Here is a 25,373-nt window from a genome sequence, read left to right on the forward strand (position 1 = left end):
ACCTAATTCCTACACATCTCTTCTGCCTTCCAATGCTTTGGAAAGTGTAACTTCATCTGCATATTCCAAATCACCGCCTACTGGTAAGCCATGAGCAATACGTGTAGTACGAATGCCTGACGGTTTTACAAGCCTAGAAATATACATCGCGGTTGCTTCCCCTTCAATATTGGGATTTGTCGCAAGAATTAACTCTTCTACTTCTTCATCCTTTAAGCGTTGAATTAAACCAGGAACATTAATATCTTCTGGTCCAATACCGTCCATGGGCGAAATAACACCATTTAATACATGGTATTTCCCATGAAATTCTTTCATTTTTTCCATAGCGATGACGTCTTTCGGATCTTGAACGACACAAATAACAGATTGATCTCTCGATGTGTCTTGACAGATCGCACAAGGATCCTGATCGGTAATATGTCCGCAAACAGAACAATGTGTCAGCTCGCGTTTTGCATTTACCAATGAATTTGCAAAATCCAAGACGTCGTCTTCTTGCATATTTAGTACAAAGAAAGCCAGACGGGCGGCCGTTTTCGGGCCGATACCTGGCAATTTAGTAAAACTATCGATCAGTTTAGAAATCGGTTCTGGATAATACATTTATGTGCCTCCTAGAATTAGAACATCCCAGGCATATTTAAACCTTTCGTGAATTGTCCCATTGTATCATTTGTCTTATCATCTATTTGCTTTAATACATCATTTGTTGCTGCTAAAATAAGGTCTTGCAGCATTTCAGCGTCATCAGGATCAATAACCTCTTCTTTTATTTGTACATCGGTTATTTCTTTTTTTCCATTAGCAACCACTGTAACCATGCCACCGCCAGCAGATGCTTCGAACGTCATTTCATGCAATTCATCCTGTGCTTTCATCATTTTCTTTTGCATTTTTTGCATTTGCTTCATCATGTTATTCATATTTCCCTTCATGGAAAATACCTCCTTTAGAAAATGTAATCGTATTAATCATGAATTTCTATTATATCATCACCAAATAGCTTCTGTGCTTCCGTAACTACTGGATCCTCAACAGCTTCCTCTTTGGATGATGTTTTTTCTTGTTTGGCAACATATTCATTGCGCAATTCTACCCAATCTTTCTCGGGGATCGGTATGATGGTCAAGTTTTTTCCTAACACAGAAGTTAAAACAGATTCCACCATTTCCTGATTATCTAAGAACAAAGAACAATGAATTTCATACTTAAACGCTACGACAAGTGCTTGTTCAGACGCCGCTGCAGGTTTACTATCCTGGATAGTAGCGTGTGCAGGAGCACTTGCTTTTTTCAATTGTCCTAAAAATGTTCCCCATTGAGCGTGAACTTGTTTTAAAGCTGTTTTTTCAGCTTCACCTAGTACATGTCGAATCCGTTCAAAAGGCACTTTGTACGTATTTTTTGCGGTTCGATTTGGAGTCCTTCTATTTTCACGTTGTGGTGTTGTTTGTGTTGGTACGACAGGGTTATCCTTTAATTGCTTTATTTCCTTCTCCAGTTTTCCAAGTTTTGATGTAAGCTTCATTATCGTATCAGAGCTTGCTATCGAATCAGTCGTTCCTTGTTCCTGTATACCATTTGCTATTGTCAAAATAGCAATTTCGATATAAACTTTTGGGCTATTCGTCCATTTTATTTCTTGCTGACATTGATTTAACTGTGCCATTGCCTCTTGAATCCAATGGTCGGATATCGTATCTGCTAATGATTGAAAAGCTTCATCAACGCGCGCCCGTTCTAATAATTTTTCTAATGTCGGAGCACTTTTGTATAACAGCAGATCACGTAAAAAATAAATCATATCATAAACGAAGCGAGCAGGATCTTTTCCTTTTTGTATTAATTCATTTAAATCCATTACCGCTTGTTGCACATTTTTTTCATACATATGGCGAATAATATTTGTTAAAGTATGTTGCGAGACACCACCTGTAACTGCTAAGACATCTTCTAATTCTACCGCATCATCACTGTAAGAAATAGCTTGATCAAGAATACTTAACGCATCACGCATTCCACCTTCAGCAGCAAGTGCCACCGTGTCCAAAGCTTCTTTAGAAACTGTCACTCTCTCAGCTTCCACAATCGTTTGCAATCGCTCTACAATAGAAGGATTGGAGATCGGTTTAAAATCAAACCGCTGACATCTGGATAAAATCGTAAGGGGAATTTTATGTGGTTCGGTCGTTGCTAAGATAAAGACAACATGACTTGGTGGTTCTTCCAACGTTTTCAGTAACGCGTTAAAAGCACTTACTGATATCATGTGTACCTCATCAATGATATATACTTTGTACGGCACTTGGCTAGAAGCATATTTTACATTTTCTCTAATTTCTCTTATATCCTCAACACTTGTATTGGAAGCCGCATCGATTTCAATCACATCGGAAATCGATCCATTTTGAATTCCTTTACATGCTCCACATTCGTTACAAGGCTCCTTTACAGGAGAATGCTCACAGTTGATTGTTTTGGCAAAAATCTTCGCAGCACTTGTCTTTCCTGTCCCTCTTGGTCCAGAGAATAAATAAGCATGAGAGAATTTCTCTTGTACAATCGCATTTTGCAATGTACGGGTAATATGGGCTTGCCCAACGACATCTGCAAAAACCGTCGGACGCCAAACGCGATATAAAGCTTGATAGCTCATGATATGATTCTCCTTTAAAATCTCTTTCTAATTATACTCTATTTAAGGGGGAAATGTGAACCATAGCGTTACATAAAGTGAAAGCAAACATTGAATTATTTGCTATTGGCTAAATAAGAGCGAATATGCAGTGAGAAGACCCGCAGAAAAAAAGCGAACTGCTTTTTCCACTATAGGGTTTTTCACTTATGTAAAACAAAAGCTTTCGCCGTGACAAGCCAAGCTTTTCTAACGAGAAGGCTATGGCGCATGCTGCTGGAAAGCGTAGTGTTTTTTACGTCTGTATGTTTTTAAAACAATTATTGCACTAAAAAAAACAATAAACGTGTACATAAATTACGTGCTGAGAAGATAGAGGTTATATCTATATCGAGGGAAACTGAAGACAAGCTTTTTGACAAATGATATGCGAAGTGCCGATTTTTCCGATATAATAAATATATATTGAAACAATTTAGCTTTTAAAGGTTAATAGAGCTTTTCTTTGAAAAGCTCATTGCTAAACAGCAAGCTAACAGCTTTTATATTTACTAAAAAGGGGTTTTGTATATGAATCTTTTAGGAGAAATCTTAACACATAATAAAGATTTTGTAGAGAAAAAGGAGTATGAAAGCTATCAAAGCAGTAAGTTTCCTAATAAGCATGTCCTTATTCTCTCTTGCATGGATACAAGGCTTGTAGAACTACTACCAAAAGCAATGAACATCTCTAATGGAGATGCAAAAATACTTAAAACAGCAGGAGCGCTTGTTTCCCACCCGTTCGGAAGTATTATGCGCAGTATTTTAGTCGGTGTCTATGAGCTTGAAGTAGATGAAATTTATGTTGTTGGACATCATGATTGTGGCATGGCCAGTGTAAAAGCAGAGCAAACGTTAGAAAAAGTAAAGCATCGCGGCATCTCTCAAGAAACATTGGATACATTACAATATTCTGGTGTTGATTTCAACCGTTTCTTTCGAGGGTTTGATAGTGTGGAAGATAGTGTAAGACATAGTGTATCCACAATTGGAAACCACCCGCTAATGCCTGATTCAGTGCCTGTTCACGGCCTAGTAATGGACCCTGAAACGGGAAAGCTTAATCTTGTTGTGGACGGCTACAAAAAATAATATCATTACCCATGTTTATGCCCCTGTCTAAACGAGGGGCATTTAATATATTGAAAGATATTTTTAATTTTAATAAATGATTGCAAATATGAATACAAAGGAAAATCCTTTTATTAGCTCGTTTCTCTATCCCTTTAAAATGGGAACCCTTTCTTTTAAATGTAAGTATGTGTTTAAAAACTTTTACAGTCGCTCGTGTGATTAAATGCATATAAAATCTTTACTACGAAGCACGTAATGAGTCTATGAAGTTATTTGAATTGGATATAAAGAAATGTAGTAACTCTTCGCTTTCACCTATCTCTTCCTTTTCCACCAAATGAAGTAACTCTTAACTATAGATTATGAATAAAGATTCAATCCAATATTTATAAGCATCAAATTCTCTTTTCAAATTAATTAGTTTAATTTTTTAAAATATTGTTTTTTTCAAAATATACGATATAATCAAAGTATATTCCATACAAGGAGGTGAAACTATGATAAAAAAGTCAGCTATAGTTGGTATCTTTACAGCTTTTGTATTTATTTTTACATCTAGTGTCGCTTTTGCTGATACCCCTATACCTCAAAAAGAAAAAACAAATGATGTCGAATTAAACCAACTGAGAGTCAGTTTAACTCCTAAAACACAACGGATTCAAGGTGCTTCCCGAGCGAATTGGACTTTAATAGCAGCACATAATGATGGTAGATTACCTATCAGCTATACACTTCGACCAGGTGATGGTACCCGTTATACAGCGACATCGTTTAGTAACAGATATTCTTTTAATCACCGCTATGACCCATCAGGCTCGTCAAGGACTTTCAATGTAACTGGTAATGCAATTTACGATTGGGGAATGGGCTCTGATAACGCAACCGTATATTGGAGACGGTAAACAAACGAACAAGTCAGGTGTTGATATCTAATCAATGCCTGACTAACAAGGAGGTGCTTTATGTTCCATATCCATTGGCAACATATAAAATCTCGACCATTTGCTTATTTTTTTACACTATTATTAATCACCATTATTCTTGTGTGTCTTCCAATTGCTGCTTCCTCTTTTACACAGGCAAACGAACAAGTAAAAGGAGACATTACGGATTTTTCAAGAGGAGAGTACGATCTACTTGTACGCCCGAAAAATGCGACTTCCTTGATTGAAAAGAGATTAGGACTTGTGGAACAAAACTATTTAGGGGTGGGAACGGGTGGCATTACATTAGATACATGGAAGGAGATTCAAACAGACGAACGCATTGAAATCGCTGCTCCTGTTGCAGCTTTAGGTTCGTTTACGAAAACAGAGACTACTTTTCAAATACCAAAATTGGATCCACCTGTTCGTTATACCGCGCAATATTATACTAATAATGGCGCTACTTCCTACAAAATAGGAAAAGATGTTGGGTATGTATTACACCCTTTACCTAATGGTCAGCTGGTCGAGAACAATGAAGTTTATTCTTCGAACAAGCGTATGGTTGATACTTGGTTAAATAATACTCCTGGATTTATCTTACCCGCTTCCTATCACCCTGTTGTAGCCATTGACCCTGAATCAGAAGCAGCTTTAACCGGAATTGATTTTTCTCCCTTTCAAACAAATTCACTGAAACCTTATTTTGATATGCCGGGAGCAAAAGAAATACCTTTAATAGGTGTGGAAAATACGAAAACGCCTATCCAAGCTAGTATTACAGTAGAACCGCTCAATTTTACTAAAACGGAGCTTCAACAACTAAAGGACGATGTTGGCCTCTCCGAACAAGAAAACTTGGGAGACATCATTTTTACAGATGATCTTAGATTGATCCAAACGGTGAAACAACGCCTAGCAACTATTCCCGCTTTAGAAACAAATACACACACTGTTGATTTCTCTAGTGTGCTTACATCATTTGAAAAAGATTGGTATATGTTAGACGATGCGTATGAAATCGTCATGCACAAAGACTATGATTTAGCGAAGCACGGAGAAGCTTTAGCCATTAGTAATATAAACGTTCATAGCAGTTTCTTCAAGGTATCACCACTTGACTATAAACTAGATGGAGAAGACATATATGTCAATCTATTAAACCAAGAAGGGGATATCCCCATACATAGAGATGTGGAAGAGGTAAACTTTCAAACCTACAACGCTGAAGCAAAGGAAGAAGAATTTGTCTATTTTGTGGAAGTAGCAAAAGCTCCACTTCAAGAATACAAAAACAGTCTTGCTGCCAGCCCACTTGGAATCTATCAATATAACTATGGAACATTGCAAGCAACTGGTGAGGCTTTACATCCAACCCATTTAGCAGGCGATTTTTTGCCAACTCCTGCTCATGGGCTAGTGCCCTTAGAGTGGGCGGAATTCTTTAAAGGAAATGCACCGATTGACGCCATTCGAATTAAAGTTGCTAATATTACGGGTTATACAGAAAAAGCAGCCTCAAAAATAAAGGAAATCGCAGAAGATATTGAAGCTAAAGGGTTACATGTAGATATCATAGCTGGGGCTTCCCACCAAACTTTAGTTCTCGATGTAGAGAAGATTGGAAAAGTAGAACAACCATGGACAACATTAGGTGCAGCAGATAAAATTCTTAATAGCTGGAATCTCTTTTCCATTGCAACTGGAATTACATTTCTTCTTGTTGCAGTTTTAGCCCTTATTTCTCGTTTCCAAGTAATGCAAACAGAGCAACAACCTGAACGTCATCGCTTGGCTTGGATTGGTTGGTTACCAACAACCATTAACCGCTTCTATCGCCAACAATGGTTCGGACAATGCATTCTCGCTATCATCACTAGTATGATTATCTTATTCGTGACATTTGGTACTCCATCGATTATCTGGTTTGGCTTTGGCATTTCTATTGTTATTATTCTCGTTATTAAATGGTTCGTTGGTTATATTTATACGAATAGAAACGAGCGACCGATAAAAATTAAGCCACGCAAATCATTGCTATTAACCAATATGTACTACTATCGACACCACATTCTTGCAACTGTTTATCAAGTTTTACTTACTACTTGCTTACTTAGCTTTTTACTTCCATTATCGTACATTACCATTCGTAACATGACCGAAACAACGCTGGGATCATACATCCATTGGCAGATGAACGAAGAACAGTGGGTTCTTGTCATAGGTATTAGTACTTTAACGCTATTTACATTAATCGAATCGCTGTTTCATTTATGGAAAGCTAGAAAAAACAACCTGTATCTCCTCTACAAAATTGGTTGGAAAAACAAGCATATCCGTTTGCAATTACGTAAAGAGACACTAATTTGGAGCTGTATTTCAACAGGGGTAGGGTTTATTGTTAGCATTTTTTTAATCCTATTGACAGAGAATATGACATGGCTATTGACTGGAGCAAGTATTGGAATAGCAATAGGAATAGTTATTTTTATCTTAATAATCAATGAGTATATTGCAAGTCAGTTTATTGGGCGAATACAAAAGGAGGGATGAATACATGGAAATAAAAATTAAAAATCTTACCAAAACGTATCAAACGAAGCAAGATGCAAAAAAAATTCTTCATCAGGTGAATTTGCAAGTTCATCATGGAGAATGGGTCAATATTATTGGTCGCTCCGGTTCAGGGAAGACAACCTTGTTAAAATGTATCGCAGGTTTAATACCAGTAGACAACTTATCTACTATTTCGCTTGGACCACTTGAAATGCAACATGCTACAGAGGAAGAAAAACGTGATTTTCGCCGAAACCATATCGGTTTTATTTTTCAAGAATATGAGTTGTTTCCTGCTTACACCGCAGTACAAAATGTAATGCTCCCTGAATTACCTTATAAAAACAAGGAAGAACTTTCTATAAGAGCAAAGGAACTATTAGAAACATTAATGCTAGAACATCGTATCAAAGCTGTCCCAGACCAATTATCGGGTGGGGAAAAGCAGCGTGTGGCAATCGCCAGAGCCTTGTTAAATAACCCTGGGTTATTGCTTTGTGATGAACCAACGGGAAATCTTGATCGAGATTCACGCGATCAAATTCTGCATATTTTAAAAAAGTGTCAAGCTGAAGGGAGAACGATTGTTTTTGTGACACATGATTTGGAGATTTTGCCTTACGGAGATCGTGTCATGAGCATGAACAGCGGGAAATTAGAAGAGGTAGATGCAGAAATCGTTGCTACAAATCCATTTCCCTAATAAAGGAATTAAATCTATTTACAAAGCTATCATATTAGAAAAGCTCTATCCAATAGTTGGACAGAGCTTTTTATAGTCATTATGTATACCGTGCACCCGTCATCGATACGGTGACCCTATGCGTTACTCAAGTTCATGGCTCGGCTTAGGCTTCCCCGCGGCACACAGAAATGACCACTTACTGCTGCTTCCTTCCGGACCTGACAGGATTCGTGGGTTTCTGTTGCGCAGGACCTAAACGTCAACACCAATCCCTTGAGGCAGACCATAAAGTCATCGTACCTCAGACGGGAATTCGGCCTCGCTATAGCGGATTGCGAGTACAGGGCACCGCTACCTCCCCGCTTAGCACGGTACTAATCATTATAACGATAATACAGGCAAATTGCAATAGCAGATGGTGGAAAGTTTGGGTACAATTATATTTAAACGATATCCAGGTCTAATTTTCTTTTTGGTCTAGCTTTTTTTGCTTGCGAATCTTTTTAAAAAAATCCTTTAGTAAGGTAGCACATTCTTCTTCCAAAATGCCTGCAGTTATATCAACTTGATGATTAAAACGGTCTTCATGTAGTAAATTTAGCAACGTACCAGCACAACCCGCTTTAGGATCAGGCGCCCCATAAACAACCCTTTTTATTCTCGACTGCACAATTGCGCCTGCACACATTGGACAAGGTTCTAATGTAACATACAACGTACAATCCTCTAATCGCCAACTACCAATCTTATCATTTGCTTTTTGTATTGCTAACAATTCCGCGTGCGCCAACGTACTTTGTGTTGTTTCACGTACATTATATGCGGTAGCTATTATTTCATTTTGGTATACAATGACAGCACCAATCGGAACTTCATTTTGTGCGGCTGCTTTTTTTGCTTCTTGTATAGCTGTAAACATCCTTTGTTCATCTATCGTATTCATCTCATCACACTACTTTCTAGTTTGAAAAACGGAAATTCGGTAATAATACTAAAAAAGTATCCGATACACAACTGATCTGTGATGTCCACCCTTAACCGTTTTTCATTGGATATGACTTATAATTGAATTTTCGTGTACTTTATCTCACAGATTAGTCACATGAAAGATAGCCTTATATACTCTATCAGAAGAGAGAGAGGAAATTTTCGTGCTCAAATCATTGGAAAAAACCGCCGTTTTATTTGTCGATATTATCAACGATTTTCATTTTGATGGTGGAAAAGCATTAGCTTCCAACACAAAAGAAATCCTTCCGCACCTTATTTCTTTACGGGAATTTGCCAAAACCAATGCATTGCCTATTATTTATGTTAATGATCATTACGGTCTTTGGCAAGCAGACTTTCGTAAAATAATTGACCACTGCTACAATGACGCAAGTAAAGACATTATAGAAGCTTTAAAGCCAGATGACCAAGACTATTTTCTTATTAAACCACAGCATTCCGCCTTTTTTCAAACGCCTTTACAATCTTTGTTATCTGAATTAAATAAAGACAGCCTCATTATGGCAGGAATTGCCGGGGATATTTGTATTCTGTTTACAGCAAAGGATGCCTATATGTATGGATATAAGATGCATATTCCAGAAAATTGCATGGCTTCAGAAGGGAAAGATAATAATGCTTATGCCCTATATTTATTACACGCGGTTATGAAAGCAGACACAACAGCAATATAATTAGCATACCTCCGTCTCCCTCCTCATAAAGTAACAGTAGCAAAACTTTGAAAGGAGGGATTTATTTTGCAAATTCATGTTGTGTCTGCAGGAGATACGTTGTTTCAAATCGCTTCTACATACAGAACTTCTACGCAAGCAATTATTGATGCCAATGAGTTGGATGCACCTAATAATTTAGTTATCGGTCAAGCGCTTGTCATTCCTATTATTGGACAATTTTACTTTGCTCAACCTGGAGATAGTTTATTTTCCATTGCCCAACAATTTAACATACCTCTTGAAACGTTAGCACAAATAAACGGAATCTCGCCAGGAAATTTCATACCAGTGGGATTTCAATTATATATTCCGCCAGCACCTAAGACTCCAATTACGACAAACGCATATATTGAGCCTTCCGGTGATACGGTGTCAGAAACCCTAAAGAATTCTGCTCGAAAAGCAGCGCCTTATTTAACTTATTTAGCTATTTTCAGCTACCGTGTAGGCCGCGATGGCAGTCTAACACCACCGCCGTTAAATGGTCTAGCTGACATTGCTGAACAAAATAATGTAGCAAAAATGCTTGTTGTAACCAACCTAGAAGGAGGAGAGTTCAGTCCGGAACTTGGGCATATTATCGTTACCGTACAAAGCGTACAAAATACGTTGCTTGATAATATTATTAATACAGCAACTACACAAGGGTATAAGGATGTCCATTTTGATTTTGAATTTTTACCAAGCGAAGATCGTGAAGCATATAATGCATTTTTACGGAAAGCAAAAGAAAGGCTGTCTCAAGCAGGCTTATTAATGTCCACTGCATTAGCACCAAAAACACGAGCCGATCAACCAGGACAATGGTATGAAGCCCATGATTATGCAGTACATGGGGAGGTTGCTGACTTTGTTGTCTTAATGACCTATGAATGGGGATATACGTATGGTCCACCATTAGCTGTTTCACCTATCAACGAAGTACGAAAGGTAGTAGATTATGCACTCACAGTAATTCCAGCGAACAAAATCTTATTAGGGCAAAACTTATATGGTTATAACTGGACATTGCCTTATGCTGCTGATAACGGAAAACCCGCTCAAGCCGTAAGTCCACAGCGAGCTATTACCATTGCACGAGAAAATAATGCGGAAATTATGTTTGATCAAGGAGCACAAGCACCGTTTTTCACCTATACGGATGAGGCAGGGACAAGACATGAAGTATGGTTTGAGGATGCAAGGTCGATTCAGGCAAAGTTTAATTTAATCAAGGAATTAGGGTTGTTAGGCATTTCTTATTGGAAAATAGGGCTTGCCTTCCCGCAAAATTGGTTATTATTACAAGATCAATTTACGATTACAAAATTAGAATAACCGTACACGCTAACTTTTGCTTCAAAAACGTGGACTACATGATAAAGCCTAAAAAAGCTTCCACATTCTCTGCCTTGAAGCAATTGGAAGTTTCCTTATTACTATGAGCTTTATTAGAAAAACTTGGCAGTCACCCAGTTGCTGGTCTCTGGAGCCGGACGTGGCTTATTCCGTTATTTCATTATCCCAAAACACAGATTTTTAAAGCTTTATCATCTACTAAAAAATAAGCCCTCCACTACAAGAGGACTTATTTTTTGTACCTATTTTATTTTAATACATTTAAAGACTCCCGATTAAAAGCGGGAATGTCATCTGGCTGGCGACTTGTAACGAGTTGGTTTTGGCAAACAACTACTTCTTCATCTACAACCTTGGCGCCTGCATACTCCATATCCACTTGGATGGATTTAAATCCAGTTGCTTTTCTTCCTTCCAATGTTTTCGCTGTAATTAACAGCTGTGGACCATGACAAATGGCAAAAACGGGTTTTTTCTCGTCCATAAAATGCTTGGCAAATGTGACAAAGCGTTCATCTGCGCGCAGCATATCAGGAGAAAAACCACCCGGAATAAACAGCGCATCAAAGTCACTCGGATTAACATCGTCAATTCCATAATCAATCGTAACGGTAACTTGGTTGTTTTTCCCTGTTACTTGTTTCCCTTTTTCTTTTTCAATTGTAACTACTTCATGTCCAGCATCTTGAAAAGCTTTGGCTGGATCTGTATATTCTACATCCTCAAACATATCTGTGATGACAGTTGCAATTCTTTTACTCACAAACGATTCCTCCTTTATGAATATTACATAAGTACTTTTTCCCGAAAATCACAAATTAAAACATCATATCCCCATAAGCTTACGCAATGCTTGTTCATTATGGATTAAATCCTTTAATGTATATGTATCTAACACTTGAAAAAAAGCCATTAATGCTTGATTTAGTGCATGTTTTAAAGTGCAAGCTGGAGAAATAACACAGTGATTCGTTTCCTTATCAAAACACTCCAATAATACAAAATCGTCTTCCAATGTTCGAACTAATTGACCGATATTGATTTCCTCCGCTGGCTTTGCTAAACGGAGACCGCCATGCCTGCCACGAATGGATTCGATCAGTCCTAATTTCGTCAAGTTATGAACGACCTTTCGTAAGTGCTCCTGTGATATATGATAAACAGTAGAAATTTCCTTAATCGTGGTTAATTCCTGTTCTGTTTTCATTCCAGCCAATATTAATACTCGAAGGGAGAAGTCGGTGTATTTTTTAAGATTCATTTTGTCACCTGCTATATAATGGTTTTTGTTTTTCACAATATTGTAACACAAATGTGATGGAAGTGGTTTTATATCATGTTCTTTCATTATACAATAAAGATGTATTCAAAATACATCTTTATTGTATGGGAGGATTTTTTATGGAAACAACGGCAAAAACCAAATTAGATGAACAAAGTAAGCAATTGATTAAAGCTACAGTTCCAATTTTACAAAAGCAAGGGACAGCTATTACAAAGCGATTCTATCAACTTATGTTAAGCAATCACCCCGAGTTAAATCACCTTTTCAATCAAACGAATCAACGACGTGGCGATCAACCTATCGCATTAGCCAATACGGTGTACGCAGCTGCAGCAAACATTGACCAGTTAGAAAAAATCGTACCTCACGTCCGGCAAATTGCCCATAAGCATCGAAGTTTAAACGTAAAACCAGACCAATATCCGATTGTTGGGAAATACTTATTATTAGCGATGAAAGATGTCTTAGGAGATGTAGCGAGTGATGAAATAATTGCTGCGTGGGAAAAAGCATACAGTATCATTGCGCAACTATTTATCGACATGGAGCAACAGCTATATGAAGAAGCTGAAGCACAAACTGGTGGATGGACAGGATTCCGTAATTTTAAAGTCATTCAAAAAATAAAAGAAAGCGACGTCATTACATCGTTTTATTTGCAACCTGAAGATGGCCTTGCCATTCCTGATTTTTTTCCCGGGCAGTATATCACGCTGAAAGCAGAGATTCCAGAAGAACCTTACACCCATCTACGCCAATACAGCTTATCTACATCACCTAACAAAGATCACTACCGAATTAGTGTTAAACGTGAAGCCGGTGATGCCAAAACTCCAAACGGAAAGGTATCCAATTTCCTACACGAATCGGTGAACGAAGGAAGTGTTTTACCACTTACAGCGCCAGCTGGTGATTTCTTTCTAAATAGAAACGATAACAGACCTATCGTGCTCCTTAGTGGTGGAGTAGGAATAACACCAATGATGAGCATGTTGGAAACAGTCATTCATACACAACCGAATAGAAAAGTAGTCTTTATTCATGCTGCAAAATCAGGTAATTATCACGCATTTAAGGATCGTGTAAATACAATTAGTAAGCAACATACAAATGTTTCAAGCTATACTTTATATAGTCAACCTGAAAACGAGCATCCATGTGATGTAAATGGCTATATCAGTTACAACTGGCTACACTCTGTTTTGCCAACTACCAATGCATCCTTTTATTTCTGCGGTCCAAAAGGCTTTATGCAAACAACATTGCTTATCCTCAAACAATTACATGTAGACGATGCAGATATCCATTATGAGGTTTTTGGCCCCGCGGCAGATATGAGCGCTTCGTAACTTTTTTCTATTCTGTTTTGAAGCTTGTATTAACATTTGGAAATAAAGTGATCTTCCATCAGTGGGGGATTTATCCCTCACTGTTGCGAATAACCATTTGTCACGAAATCTTTATGGAGTAATTCTTCCATTTTCTTAAACTTTAACTCCTAAAAAATTTTACCCTTTGCTATAGTATAGCGGTGATCTAAATATCCTAGGAACTTAGTTTCTTTTATCGTCCTCTTAGACTTATCTTGAAGGAGTAATTTTACTACAGTATTCGGAATAAAACCTAAACTATTGTTGAAGCAAAGGAAATAACACATGGATAACACAAGCTCAGTCAGTGTGTTATCCATTAACCCTCACCAACCTACCGAGCTGTTTTCTGAACGGCTACTTGCACAACATGGCACAGACCTGAGTGTCTCTTTCCTTCATGTCGTTCGGCCTCTCCATAATAAAAATGAATCCATTTATGACCATCTAACCAGTTCAACATATCTACAGGACGATATAACATCGATTTCTCCTTTGGCCCTCCACTTTTATATGCTAATTGATCCTCCGAGTAAACTTCGAATAGGAGATAGCCACCCGTTTTGAGCGAGTTCAACATATTATTAATAAAAAAGACTTGCTTTTCTCTAGGAACATGCCCAAACACCATAAAAGCAGCGTCATATTGTTGCACAGGTACGCTTTCTGTGGTAAGGTCTTTAACTACGGTTTGAACAGCTACATCTTTTTCTTGAGCGAGTTGGGTTGTTTTTTTAAGCCCTACCGTGGATTGATCATATGCTGTTACATGATGCCCACATTCTGCTAAATATACCGCATTTCTACCTTCCCCTTCTGCAAAACAGGCTACTTTCAAACCTGCTGCAAGCATCTCATTCATGGAACGAATAAACGCATTTGCTGTTTTGCCATACACAAACTCATTTTCTGAGAAACTTTCATCCCAAAATTCCTTTGACATTGTTTCCTCTCCTTGCTTCATTATCGATTAAGTAGTTATATATCATAAAATACCCCTATATGTAATGTAACAGATAAGCACAAGATGCGAAATAAAAGGGGCTTCTATTGTTTTTACGTGACATAAATCTTTAGCTTCTTCCACGTAGATTGCCAATTCTTCTTATTTACTCTTTGTCGATAGATTTGCATTCTTTTCTCGTTTCGCAAAAAATACGGAGTCGGTTTTACTTCTAACTGAAGAACATCTTCTATGCCATGTGGGGCTGTTAAAATAACATTTTCATGCTGATCTAGCCTTACCCCTAATGCAGTTGCAGTTTCTGGAAACTTGGCGATAGCATCTTCGGATGAAAGATATGGTGGAACGTGATTTCTAGTATGCATTCTTGCTTGGTTTTTCACCGACCATGGAAGAGCAGGCAAAATATGATGAAGTTTCTCTTCTAATTGTTTATCTATATCTTCTGCCGTGTGTTGATGATTAAAATAAATGACATCAATATCAGGAAGTGGTGTCTTTTCTATTCCATGCAATGTATCCCAAATTTTCGTCCTTACAAAACCAGCACATACCCAGCAATCTGGTAAATCAAGTGACATAACTGCTTTTAATACCGTCATCATTTCAACGTCTTGCCCAATAGCGTTCATAATATCTTGTTTCGTTGCTAACAAATGTCTCACCCCTCTATTTGTACATCATAGCACCTATTACATAGATGTAGGCTATTTTACGCTAGTTAGTATTGCATCTTTACATTTTCAGCAATCGGGTTTATTTGTGAAAATTGAAGACAGAAAACAAAATTAAAATATCATCTTTGGTATTATAATCTATCTAGTTTAAAATGGATTGCAACATAATTTACCCAATCCCTTTTTTGTATTGTGCAGAATTATTTCCTGAAATACCTCAATAAACCGACTATGCATAAAAAAATTAAAGCAAAGCTTCCAATAAATCCAAGTAGCATAAATAATATGAAATCCAAGATTTTATTCCTCCTTTTTCCAAGCGCGATAAAAACTGGTCATCCAACTGTGGGATAACCAGTTTTGTTACATCTTATTCTTCTAATGTAGATGTATCGCCTGTTGGCAATCCGAGTTCCCAGGATTTTAATAAACGCCGCATGATCTTTCCACTCCGCGTTTTCGGAATAGAATCTTTTACTTCTAACTCACGAGGAGCAGCATGTGCGCTTAAACCTGTTTTCACAAACTGCCTTATTTCTTCTCGCAAAGCTTCTGAATCCTCATAGCCTTCATTTAAAGTAATAAAGGCTTTAACAATTTCTCCTCGTTCTGGATGCGGCTTGCCGATTACACCAGCTTCTGCAACAGCTGGGTGCTCAATGAGCTTGCTTTCTACTTCAAATGGACCTACTCGTTCTCCTGATGTATTAATGACATCATCTAAACGACCCTGAAACCAAAAATAACCATCTTCGTCTTTATAAGCACTATCGCCAGACACGTACCAATCTTGGATAAAATAGCTTTCAAACTTTCCAGGGTTATTCCAAATGGCGCGCATCATCGATGGCCAGCCTTTTTTAATGGCTAAATTCCCCATTTGATATGGTGGTAATTCATTTCCTTCATTATCAACAATGGATGCCTCAATACCCGGTAGCGGTTTCCCCATAGAACCAGGCCGTATTTCCATAGATGGGAAGTTTACAATAATATGTGCCCCCGTTTCTGTCATCCACCATGTATCGTGAATACGAAGGTGAAAGGCCTTCAATCCCCATGAAATTACTTCTGGGTTTAAAGGTTCACCAACACTCAAGATATGACGTAATGCAGAAAGATCATAATTTTCAACTGTCTCCTTACCGGCACTAACGAGCTTACGTAATGCGGTTGGTGCTGTATACCATACCGTAACGCAATATTTTTCAAGTGTATGGTACCAATCATCAGGCGTAAACCTACCACCACGAACGACATTCGTCACGCCATGAAGCCAAGGGGCAAAAATACCATAGCTTGTGCCTGTTACCCAACCAGGATCGGCAGTACACCAATAAGTATCGTCTTCCTTTAAATCCAACACCCAATCGCCCGATGCATAGTGCTGTATCATCGCATGATGCACGTGATAGACCCCTTTTGGTTTTCCAGTAGATCCAGAGGTATAATGAAGCAGCATACCATCCTCTAGATCAACCCATTCCATTTCTGTTTGATCGCTAGCGGCTTTCATTTCCTCGTGATATTGAATGTATGATTCCACCTTTCCCTCGTAATCGCCAACTAGAACAATTTTCTCAAGTGCTGGTAAATCAGCTTGTGGTACGCGCGCCAATAAATCAGGCGTTGTAATCAGCATTTTCGCCTCACTATCTTGAAGACGATCTCTAACTGCCTGCTCCATAAATGCTTCAAATAAAGGCCCTGCAATGGCACCAACTTTTAAGATACCAAAGAAAGCAGCATAAAACTCTGGCGTTCTCGGCATAAATAAAAATACACGATCTCCTTTTTTTATTCCATATTTCCGTAATACATTTGCAAATTTATTACTCTCATGACGTAGATCATTAAATGTCAGCTTCTCCTCACGGTCCGGTGATGAAAATAACAGTGCAGTCTGATTGCTTTTATTTGGGTTATCAGCATGACGATCAACAGCTTCATAAGCCATATTCACCTTTCCTGTTTCAAACCAGGAAAAATTCGTTTTTATGCTCTCCCAAGCAAATGATTCTTTCATACAATTATAATCTTTTAAATTATGATTTCCCTCTCTAGCAGGGATTTTTTTCATTTCCACGTGTCATCACCCCTAATGTTTTAATGGTATCGGTTACAAAAAGCCTGCTGTTTACTTCAGTTTACCTTCTATAAATCTAAACTCGAAACAAAAGGATGCACTCTTTTAAATTATGAAAACATTTTGGTAACTACTATTATTTTAGAACATTTTGTGACATTTTTAAAGTGATATCTAAACTTTCAGCCTATCTATATGGAGAAAAAAGCGGATATATTTACTTTTAAGCTAAGATACCAGTGAGGAGGAGCAGTTTGCTATATCATTTTCCTAGTCAATATTGTGTAAAAAGAAACCCCAGCACCCTTAATAAATGACAGACTAGTCCTTTTCGTTCAATAAAATTTACCTATTATTGGGATTTTTTCGCTTTTTTAACAGGACTTATAGCACTTGTAATCGCAGCGCATAAGTCTTAATATTATGACAAGTTGTTTTATGAATGAATTAACACATAAAATAATTCACCTTCGTTCAGCCTACCAAGAATATCCTATTAACTAAGTTTGACTAGCTACTTGTAGAAAAACGTAGCTCACCCCAAGTCTTTAGCAAAAGCTTTTCGTTTTTCTTATGCTATAAACCCTAAAATTTTATACTTTTGTATAAAAAAACATCTTCTTAGCTAGAAATCCATTTTCATACTAAATGGTGGTTCACTCCATGCTAGTCATGGTGGGTTCGTATAGGATAAAAATAAGTCAACTCTCAAAATTTCATTATATTCACCTTAGAATAGAAAAACTTGGCTTGATGCCAAGTCTTATAGCGAAAGGCTTTGTTCTTCTTATACGATAAACGCTAAAAATTTTATACTTCCTATAGTGCAAAGAATGCCTACATTATTTAAAGGAGGCGATTCATGAATAGAATTTAGAGGAATACAGTTTTGGTCATTGTTGCTATTGTTGCTTTTGTTTTAGTTTTTATATTTAATTAGGAGGATGATTTGATGAAAAAGAAGCTAATCACCGGAGCACTGGCATTAAGTTTATTTATTGGAGGAACAACGACAACCTCTGTCTTTGCTGGAACAGATAATATTAAAAATGAAAAAGCAGTCCAAACTGAATTGGCTACCAACAAAGAAGTATCTCCTCAGGCTACTCCCGCAGTTGCCGGAGCTTATGCATTAAAAGGAGCAGGCGTTGCGGGTGCAGCTTTTGTTGGTGGAGTTACCGCCAAAGCTGGTGCAGATGCTTATGATTGGGCTAAACAACAATTAGGCGGCAGTGATGAGAAGATGAGAGGTAATGCAGAATATGAAGATATCAAAATTGTTTTTGACCAATAATTCTTTACTTGCCCTTTACTAAAATATAAGACGATTGTCCCACAAATTGGGACAATCGTCTAATTCATAGAGGTGATCCTATGTTAAAAAAAGTAATCATTCTATTTTCGGCTTTTTTGTTTTTTATCCATTTTATGTTTACCGCTATTTATTTAGCTCCTTTTAATCCAGTAAAAGCCAAATATGGGTTTATTGTAAATGCCTATATGGAGCCTTTATTTTCACAAAACTGGAAATTGTTCGCACCAAATCCAGCAAGTTCAAATAACCAATTTCTAGTTCGTGCACAATTTTCTAATGGCGAAACAACAGAATGGACCAATTTAACATCGTTTATGATTGAAAAAAACTATAAAAATCGCTTTACTCCTTATAATCGTTTAGTGCGCATCCAACGAGGTGCATTTATGTCCCTGTATCAAAAAGATGATGTAACACGGAAACTATCCCAAGAAGTAGAAGAAAGAGATTTAAATAAAGAGGAGTATGATTATATTCTAGACAATGAAATGACAAAAGAGCAAGAAGAAAATGGGATAAATATATTAAACCGATATGCTCAATCTTATGTAAGTAGTTTATATCCTGAAAAAGATATCACACGCACACAAATTGTCATAAGAGAAACAAAAGCCACACCTTTTTCCGAACAAGACAATCCAAACTTTGAAAACGAAAGAACTATTCATGAATTTGATTGGAAGGAATTTGAAACAGTTTCTTCTGTGTTTTAAAGGCTTATCTATCAATTTTAAACTTTTTCATATAGCAACCACTTATTTCCACCATTTTTAAGAGGAGGAATTTTAATTTTGAATACTATTTACAATAAGCTAACTACTGAAAAACATATGTTAATCGGCGCCAGTTTAATTAGAGTTGCTTTTGGTCTATTAATTTTATATTTTTATTTTATTCATTATGGGCAACGACGATTTCTGTGGGGGCCAAATGGCATGCAGGAGCACGAGACGTTTACGCAAAATCTAATTACCACTAGTAATCTTTCTTTGTATCAATTAAATGATTCTGTCTTGTACTTTGAAATCATTTTTCATATTGGCATTGTAGTCGCTTTGCTCTTTACCTTAGGTTTCATGGGTCGACTAACAGCCATCTTAAATTTTGTTTTTATTTGGTCTTTACAACATGTAAATGTTTTAATTCTAGACGGTGGAGACAATGTAATGAGAATCATTCTGTTTTATTTGTTATTTGCAAATACAACAGCATTTTTTTCATTGGATCGCTATAGAAGAAAAGAGAAAACACCTAGTAGCATCACAGCAACCCCACTATCCAATAGCTTTCATAATTTAGCCATTCTTGCCTCCATTATACAAGTTTCCTTTATGTACTTAACTTCTGGTATGCATAAAATTATGGGAGAGGTGTGGCAAAATGGTACAGCGCTTTACTATATCTTGCAGGTAGATGAGTATACGCATCCATTTTTCAAGGAATTCATTTTATCATCTAACATTCTCTTGCTAATTGGCGCATATGGAGCTATTTTTGCACAAATAACCTATCCATTTCTATTATTTAACCGCTATACCAAATATATTGCTATTTTTAATATTATCGCTATGCACGTCGGAATTGCCATTGTCATGGGTTTGTTTACATTTTCTGCGACAATGATCTCCATACAACTGCTTTTACTAAAAGATAAAGAGTATGCTTGGGCATATGCTATCATCAAAAATCTATCATCCAAGTGGAAACTAAGAAAGGGGAGAAAATATGAGGCTGAGCATGTTGAACAGGCCTAATAAAAAAAACAATGTCCTTGTTTTTTATGATACTTGGTGCCCTATTTGTACAAAAAGTATGAAAACACTAGCAAGATTAGATTGTTTTCGTCGTCTTCAATATGAATCTACTAGAAACAAGGCTGTTCTAAATGAGTACAGTTTAAATTATGAAAAATTGGAAAAACGAATGCACACTATTCGATTAAAAGATGGTAAAATAGAAGAAGGTATAGATAGTATATTTCGTATAGTTAAACAAATTCCCCTTTTATGGATAGCTGTTCCCTTTCTCCAACTATCTATATGGATAGGAGTAGGATCCAAAATATATGACTGGTTGGCAAGTAAACGAAAAATACTTCCCGTTGGGGGCTGTGAAGGTGATTTTTGTAGACTTCCCGACAGAAGCTAACGTTTGCAGATTATACCTATAAAATCTCAATCAGTGGGGGCTCTTTCATCCTCCACTGTTTGTTTATAACCCAAGGACTATGGCCTAAAGGTCCCTACGTGTATTGGATATTTAGCTTCTATTTAGACTTATTTATGAATTCTAAAGCAAGTCCACAGCATCTTATACGCTAAATAAAATAATAAAGCAGGTGAAGATTTGGACAATAAAGTAGTGTATACATTTCAATATAAAAATCCTACCTCAGCTAACGTGTATTTATGGTTAGCAACCCCACCAGATACGAAACATCAGCAGGTTATTAACGAAAAGAAAACGCCTCCTTGTCAAAAAAATGAAGATACAATTGGGAATAAAATTAGCTTTTATGAAATCAAACCCAACGAAACCATAAAAGCTTCTTATAAAATACAATTGTTAAACAATACGGAAGATACTTTGCCCGAATTAACACAAGAAGAAAAAAATTATTATTTAAGATCCACACCTATGGTTTGCGTAAACGAAGAAGTAAGAGACATTGCTTCCCTCGTTACTAAAGGGGTGGAAAATCCAAAAGAGCAAGCCAAGCTACTATTTTTTTATATTGTCAAAAATTATAAATATAAATTCCCCCCAAAAGCTAGAGGAGTTACCCATTTCCTCAAAAGTAAGAAAGGAGATTGTGGTGAATTTTCTTTTTTATTTGCAGCGCTATGCCGTGCAATAGAAATTCCTTGTCGTATCATGGTAGGGGCGTTTACAGGTGGAAATCATCGGGCGCATGTATGGAATGAAATTTACCTCGAACAAGAAGGTTGGATACCCGTCGATACGAGTATGGCTGCTACAGTAAAAAGGCAGCTATGGAGATATTTTTTCTCTCCATTTCAAACTTTGTTTTGGAAAACATATTTCGGAAAAACGGAGCATCAACGCATTGTTTTTTCTATTGACACAGAACATCAGCCTGTACCAGCTTACCCAAAAGCTATTGTGCAGAATAAACAACCATATAGCCCATTTGATATAGCAGGAGAGCCATTTATTTGGGGGAAAGATTTAGTTCAGAATAAAATACCTTACTTCCAACCTATGTACCTATATTATGAAGATCAGAAACCCTTGAAAGATAGAACGGAAAATTTTCTTGGTCTATGGAATGTTCAGGAAACTGGAAAACAAAAATTAACACTTCTAGTTAGATCAATATCAGGATATATTGCTCTGCTATTTGCCATATTTTATTTTTCCACTAACTGGGATCTGTTAAGTATTCTGTTTCCATTTCCCGCGTTTTTGTTTTGTCTATCTTTCGTTATAAGAAAAGAAAGGGTACTATTCTTCTCGTTCGCAACCGTTTTTTTTGGAATTATTATGCTTTTAGTCAGTATGGGCGCAATATCTACCATTTTATAAACCTGTGTCATTCATTCCATGAGGAGGCCTCTTTCACCATGTATTTGCCTGCGAAGCATCTATGTCGTGATAGAAGGCCGTCTCTCCTCTAGCAGAAAAACGCGCCTTCTCGTAGACGCGCTCTTAAAATTTACATTCCATTATGCTGTTTGTTCGGTTTGTTCCTCATCTATACCATTTTTCCGTTTATCATCTTCCGAAATGATATACGCACACGCTGCATCACCCGTAATATTTAACGATGTTCGTATCATGTCTAGCAACCGATCTACCCCGATAATTAAAGCAATTCCATCTACTGGTAAACCTACTTGTTTTAACACCATCGCTAACATAATCAGCCCTACCCCAGGGACTCCTGCTGTTCCGATACTTGCTAGTGTAGCTGTTAAAACAACCATTAGCATTTGACTTAAGCCTAGCGGTTCTGCATACACTTGCGCAATAAAAACCGTAGCAACTGCTTGCATAATTGCAGTTCCATCCATATTAATCGTTGCACCTAATGGCTGCACAAAACTACTGATCGATTTTTTTACACCGAGTTTTTCCTGCGCTATTTTCATAGATACTGGTAGTGTTGCACTGGAACTGGATGTACTAAAAGCAACGGACATTGCCGGGAAAAACGCCTTATAAAATTTTAATGGGCTTGCTTTTCCTAACGTTTTAATAGCAATACTGTACGTAATTACTCCGTGTAAAACAAGAGCCAAAATAACTGCCAACATATACATAAACATGGAACCTATTGCATCTAAACCAGCTTCTCCAATTGCTGATGCAATTAAAGCGAACGCCCCATAAGGAGCTGTTTTCATAATCGCATTCACAAGAAAAATTAATATGTCATTGGCCTGCTCAAATAAATTTCTGATTCCACTCGTTTTTTCTCCTAACATAGCTAGTGCAACTCCAACAAAAATGGCGACTGCAATAATTTGCAACATATTTCCTGTTGATAGTGCTTCTACTGGATTTTCAGGAATGATTTGCACAAGCGTATCCATAATCGGTGGCGCGGCTTGTTCTTCATAGGAAGCATCATCTATGGAGAAATTTCCTCCTTCACCTGGCTCTAGTACTAATCCAACTCCTAATCCAATAACTAGCGCTATGGCTGTCGTTACTAAATAAAAACTAATCGTCTGTACCCCAATTCTTCCTAATTTAGATGGGTCGCCTAATCCAACTGTTCCAAGCACAATCGAAACAAAAACAATGGGAACAACTATCATCATAATTAAGTTTAAAAATATTTCTCCAACAGGATTTAATACATACGTATCAATAGGTGTAAACAGTTCTGCAGGAGCAAAAGTTAAACCTATTCCAGCGAAAATTCCTAATAGTAAGGCAAGTAATATTTTTTTGGTTAAACTCATAAGCATTCGTCCTTTCTTGTTGTGTGAACAGTTAAATATAAACAGAAAGCTAAGACTTATCTGTATTCTTAAACTACTAAAATTGAGATGTCTTATAAATTCTTAGAAAAGAATGCGCTTTCTCCGTAATTTGCCACTAAAAAACGAATTATTCTAGTGATTTATTCTTTTTTTCATGTTTTCCTATATGAAATATAGATGAGTAGAATAAAGAAATGGGATACAGAGCAGTGTGTTACAAGGTATAAAATTATAGAGTTGCTTTTCTATTTTATCATTTTTCTTACTACTTGAATAGTCCTATTTTTTGTAAGGTAGATGATAATACTATATTCCTTATTTAATCGTATACATAACCAGTAAAAATTATTTTTACGATCCAATTAACGTAGCGTTTTTTATTACGCGCATTCTTGACAATAGTTTATAAAATCTTTATTGTTAACCTATATAAATTTATGTTTACAATTTGTTTTTTAGGATTTCTTCATCAAAATTTTTAGGAGAGGATGAAATAGAGAAGATGATAGACTTTCAATCTTTAGCAAAGGCTGTTTTGGAAGGATACCAGATAACAGAAGGAGAAAGTTTAGCCATTTTAGATTGCCCTGACGAAGCTATACTTCCATTACTACATAGTGCTTACGTGATTAGAAAGCATTACTACGGTAATAAAGTAAAACTTAATATGATTATTAATACAAAATCAGGTGCTTGCTCAGAAAATTGCGGCTATTGCGCGCAATCCCGTGATTCAACAAATCCAATTGAAAAATACAAAATGATGGACAAAGATTCGATTGTAAAAGGAGCAGAACGAGCTAGTCAATTGCATGCAGGCACCTATTGTATTGTTGCGAGCGGACGCGGACCTACAGATAGAGAATTGAACCATATTATTGGTGCTGTCAAAGAAATTAAAGCCAAGTATGATTTAAAAATTTGCGCTTGTCTCGGTATTCTAAAACCTGGGCAGGCAGAACAGTTAAAAAAAGCAGGTGTAGACAGATATAACCACAATATTAATACATCAAAAGCTCACCATGCTACGATAACTACTAGCCATACTTACGAAGATCGTATACAAACTGTAAACAAAGTAAAGGAAGCGCGTATTTCTCCTTGCTCAGGCATCATTGTCGGAATGAAAGAAACGAAACAAGATGTTATACAAATGGCATTTGCCTTACAAGAACTAGAGGCTGCTTCTATTCCTGTGAATTTTTTACACGCCATGGAAGGAACCCTTTTAGAAGGTACAGATGAGCTTACGCCTCTCTATTGCTTAAAAGTTCTATGCCTATTTCGTTTTACAAACCCCCAAGCAGAAATTAGAGTTTCCGGAGGACGGGAAGTTAATTTAAGAAGCTTGCAACCGCTTAGCTTATACCCAGCCAATTCTATATTTATAGGCGACTATCTCACAACTGCTGGACAAGTGGCAAAAAAAGATTATCAAATGCTTACAGATCTTGGTTTTGAAATTGATGATGTGAACTCCGAAGTACCCGTCTAAAACAAATGCATACCACGGTATAAATGATAAGCAAACAGCCCCCGCGTACTACTTATCGTTTATGCCGTTTTTCTTCTAATAAAACCAAAAAATCTTATGTTTCTCTATAAGGAGAAAAAGACTTGCACCTTGCTATAAATAGAGAAAACAACATACCAAAAACTCCTAATGCTCGAAGATAGAAAATAGTTTCGTCTGCTAAGTAGTATGGGGAAGCTCGCGAATAGTCACCAAGGATTGTAT

At 37.0% G+C, this 25,373-nt stretch carries 23 protein-coding genes and 1 other RNA gene; 13 read left to right on the plus strand and 11 right to left on the minus strand.

Going from position 1 to position 25,373, the window contains the following annotated elements:
- Nucleotides 1–9: 9 nt before the first annotated feature.
- From recR to dnaX, 3 genes are read right to left on the minus strand one after another with little or no spacing between them, the layout of a single operon-like run.
- Nucleotides 10–606 carry a recombination mediator RecR gene (recR, locus tag BUB45_RS15235; RefSeq protein WP_073011599.1) on the minus strand — a complete coding sequence of 199 codons (597 nt, stop codon included), beginning with the start codon at nucleotides 604–606 and terminating at the stop codon, nucleotides 10–12.
- A gap of 17 nt (nucleotides 607–623) precedes the next feature.
- On the minus strand, nucleotides 624–938 hold the full coding sequence (locus tag BUB45_RS15240) for a YbaB/EbfC family nucleoid-associated protein (RefSeq protein ID WP_050350515.1): 315 nt from the start codon (nucleotides 936–938) through the stop codon (nucleotides 624–626).
- A gap of 32 nt (nucleotides 939–970) precedes the next feature.
- Nucleotides 971–2,659, minus strand: a complete 1,689-nt coding sequence (dnaX, locus tag BUB45_RS15245) for a DNA polymerase III subunit gamma/tau (RefSeq protein WP_073011601.1) — start codon at nucleotides 2,657–2,659, stop codon at nucleotides 971–973.
- A 549-nt stretch (nucleotides 2,660–3,208) separates the two neighbouring features.
- Here dnaX and BUB45_RS15250 point away from each other — a divergent pair.
- From BUB45_RS15250 to BUB45_RS15265, 4 genes are all read left to right on the plus strand, one after another.
- The gene (locus BUB45_RS15250; protein WP_073011603.1) at nucleotides 3,209–3,772 is read left to right on the plus strand and encodes a beta-class carbonic anhydrase; all 564 of its coding nucleotides are present in this window, start codon (nucleotides 3,209–3,211) and stop codon (nucleotides 3,770–3,772) included.
- A gap of 479 nt (nucleotides 3,773–4,251) precedes the next feature.
- Nucleotides 4,252–4,656 carry a hypothetical protein gene (locus tag BUB45_RS15255; RefSeq protein WP_073011605.1) on the plus strand — a complete coding sequence of 135 codons (405 nt, stop codon included), beginning with the start codon at nucleotides 4,252–4,254 and terminating at the stop codon, nucleotides 4,654–4,656.
- A 60-nt stretch (nucleotides 4,657–4,716) separates the two neighbouring features.
- Nucleotides 4,717–7,233 (plus strand): hypothetical protein, encoded by a 2,517-nt coding sequence (locus BUB45_RS15260; RefSeq protein ID WP_073011608.1) that lies wholly within the window; start codon nucleotides 4,717–4,719, stop codon nucleotides 7,231–7,233.
- Nucleotides 7,234–7,237: 4 nt separating this feature from the next.
- The gene (locus BUB45_RS15265) at nucleotides 7,238–7,939 is read left to right on the plus strand and encodes an ABC transporter ATP-binding protein (protein ID WP_073011611.1); all 702 of its coding nucleotides are present in this window, start codon (nucleotides 7,238–7,240) and stop codon (nucleotides 7,937–7,939) included.
- Between the two features lie 88 nt (nucleotides 7,940–8,027).
- On the opposite strand, the gene ffs is transcribed toward BUB45_RS15265, so the two are convergent.
- An RNA gene (gene ffs, locus BUB45_RS15270) (signal recognition particle sRNA large type) lies at nucleotides 8,028–8,293 on the minus strand.
- An 88-nt stretch (nucleotides 8,294–8,381) separates the two neighbouring features.
- On the minus strand, nucleotides 8,382–8,864 hold the full coding sequence (gene tadA / locus BUB45_RS15275) for a tRNA adenosine(34) deaminase TadA (RefSeq protein WP_073011614.1): 483 nt from the start codon (nucleotides 8,862–8,864) through the stop codon (nucleotides 8,382–8,384).
- A 208-nt stretch (nucleotides 8,865–9,072) separates the two neighbouring features.
- Here tadA and BUB45_RS15280 point away from each other — a divergent pair, with 208 nt between their 5' ends.
- Entirely contained in the window at nucleotides 9,073–9,606 is a 534-nt protein-coding gene (locus BUB45_RS15280) for a cysteine hydrolase family protein (RefSeq protein ID WP_084723737.1), read from the plus strand.
- Nucleotides 9,607–9,672: 66 nt separating this feature from the next.
- On the plus strand, nucleotides 9,673–10,965 hold the full coding sequence (locus BUB45_RS15285) for a glycoside hydrolase family 18 protein (protein ID WP_073011617.1): 1,293 nt from the start codon (nucleotides 9,673–9,675) through the stop codon (nucleotides 10,963–10,965).
- Nucleotides 10,966–11,233: 268 nt separating this feature from the next.
- On the opposite strand, the gene BUB45_RS15290 is transcribed toward BUB45_RS15285, so the two are convergent.
- The gene (locus BUB45_RS15290; RefSeq protein ID WP_073011621.1) at nucleotides 11,234–11,749 is read right to left on the minus strand and encodes a type 1 glutamine amidotransferase domain-containing protein; all 516 of its coding nucleotides are present in this window, start codon (nucleotides 11,747–11,749) and stop codon (nucleotides 11,234–11,236) included.
- A 63-nt stretch (nucleotides 11,750–11,812) separates the two neighbouring features.
- On the minus strand, nucleotides 11,813–12,247 hold the full coding sequence (locus BUB45_RS15295) for an RrF2 family transcriptional regulator (RefSeq protein WP_073011624.1): 435 nt from the start codon (nucleotides 12,245–12,247) through the stop codon (nucleotides 11,813–11,815).
- Between the two features lie 140 nt (nucleotides 12,248–12,387).
- On the opposite strand from BUB45_RS15295, the gene hmpA reads away from it, so the two are divergent.
- Nucleotides 12,388–13,620, plus strand: coding sequence for an NO-inducible flavohemoprotein (gene hmpA / locus BUB45_RS15300; RefSeq protein WP_073011627.1), 1,233 nt, complete (start codon nucleotides 12,388–12,390; stop codon nucleotides 13,618–13,620).
- A gap of 355 nt (nucleotides 13,621–13,975) precedes the next feature.
- Here the strand turns inward: hmpA and BUB45_RS15305 are convergent, their stop codons facing one another.
- The 3 genes from BUB45_RS15305 to acsA form a co-directional block, all read right to left on the minus strand.
- On the minus strand, nucleotides 13,976–14,584 hold the full coding sequence (locus BUB45_RS15305) for a class I SAM-dependent methyltransferase (protein WP_073011630.1): 609 nt from the start codon (nucleotides 14,582–14,584) through the stop codon (nucleotides 13,976–13,978).
- A gap of 113 nt (nucleotides 14,585–14,697) precedes the next feature.
- Nucleotides 14,698–15,237, minus strand: coding sequence for a nucleotidyltransferase family protein (locus BUB45_RS15310; RefSeq protein WP_073011728.1), 540 nt, complete (start codon nucleotides 15,235–15,237; stop codon nucleotides 14,698–14,700).
- Between the two features lie 415 nt (nucleotides 15,238–15,652).
- Nucleotides 15,653–17,362 (minus strand): acetate--CoA ligase, encoded by a 1,710-nt coding sequence (gene acsA / locus BUB45_RS15315; protein WP_425303971.1) that lies wholly within the window; start codon nucleotides 17,360–17,362, stop codon nucleotides 15,653–15,655.
- A gap of 958 nt (nucleotides 17,363–18,320) precedes the next feature.
- On the opposite strand from acsA, the gene BUB45_RS15320 reads away from it, so the two are divergent.
- The 5 genes from BUB45_RS15320 to BUB45_RS15340 all read left to right on the plus strand — a co-directional run bounded on the left by BUB45_RS15320 (nucleotide 18,321) and on the right by BUB45_RS15340 (nucleotide 22,229).
- Nucleotides 18,321–18,662 (plus strand): hypothetical protein, encoded by a 342-nt coding sequence (locus BUB45_RS15320; protein ID WP_073011636.1) that lies wholly within the window; start codon nucleotides 18,321–18,323, stop codon nucleotides 18,660–18,662.
- An 80-nt stretch (nucleotides 18,663–18,742) separates the two neighbouring features.
- On the plus strand, nucleotides 18,743–19,396 hold the full coding sequence (locus BUB45_RS15325) for a DUF5819 family protein (protein WP_073011638.1): 654 nt from the start codon (nucleotides 18,743–18,745) through the stop codon (nucleotides 19,394–19,396).
- A 78-nt stretch (nucleotides 19,397–19,474) separates the two neighbouring features.
- Entirely contained in the window at nucleotides 19,475–20,437 is a 963-nt protein-coding gene (locus tag BUB45_RS15330) for an HTTM domain-containing protein (protein ID WP_073011640.1), read from the plus strand.
- Nucleotides 20,424–20,831 (plus strand): thiol-disulfide oxidoreductase DCC family protein, encoded by a 408-nt coding sequence (locus BUB45_RS15335; RefSeq protein WP_212590780.1) that lies wholly within the window; start codon nucleotides 20,424–20,426, stop codon nucleotides 20,829–20,831. The genes BUB45_RS15330 and BUB45_RS15335 overlap by 14 nt, the downstream gene beginning before the upstream one ends.
- A gap of 198 nt (nucleotides 20,832–21,029) precedes the next feature.
- Nucleotides 21,030–22,229: a transglutaminase-like domain-containing protein gene (locus BUB45_RS15340; RefSeq protein WP_073011645.1), complete on the plus strand. Its 1,200-nt coding sequence runs from the start codon at nucleotides 21,030–21,032 to the stop codon at nucleotides 22,227–22,229.
- A gap of 140 nt (nucleotides 22,230–22,369) precedes the next feature.
- Here the strand turns inward: BUB45_RS15340 and BUB45_RS15345 are convergent, their stop codons facing one another.
- Nucleotides 22,370–23,614, minus strand: a complete 1,245-nt coding sequence (locus BUB45_RS15345; protein ID WP_073011648.1) for a dicarboxylate/amino acid:cation symporter — start codon at nucleotides 23,612–23,614, stop codon at nucleotides 22,370–22,372.
- 523 nt (nucleotides 23,615–24,137) lie between these two features.
- Here BUB45_RS15345 and bioB point away from each other — a divergent pair.
- Entirely contained in the window at nucleotides 24,138–25,130 is a 993-nt protein-coding gene (gene bioB / locus BUB45_RS15350) for a biotin synthase BioB (RefSeq protein WP_170861767.1), read from the plus strand.
- Nucleotides 25,131–25,373: the final 243 nt, after the last annotated feature.

The sequence above is a fragment of the Virgibacillus chiguensis genome (assembly GCF_900129865.1).
In the GTDB taxonomy this organism is placed as follows: domain Bacteria; phylum Bacillota; class Bacilli; order Bacillales; family Amphibacillaceae; genus Virgibacillus; species Virgibacillus chiguensis.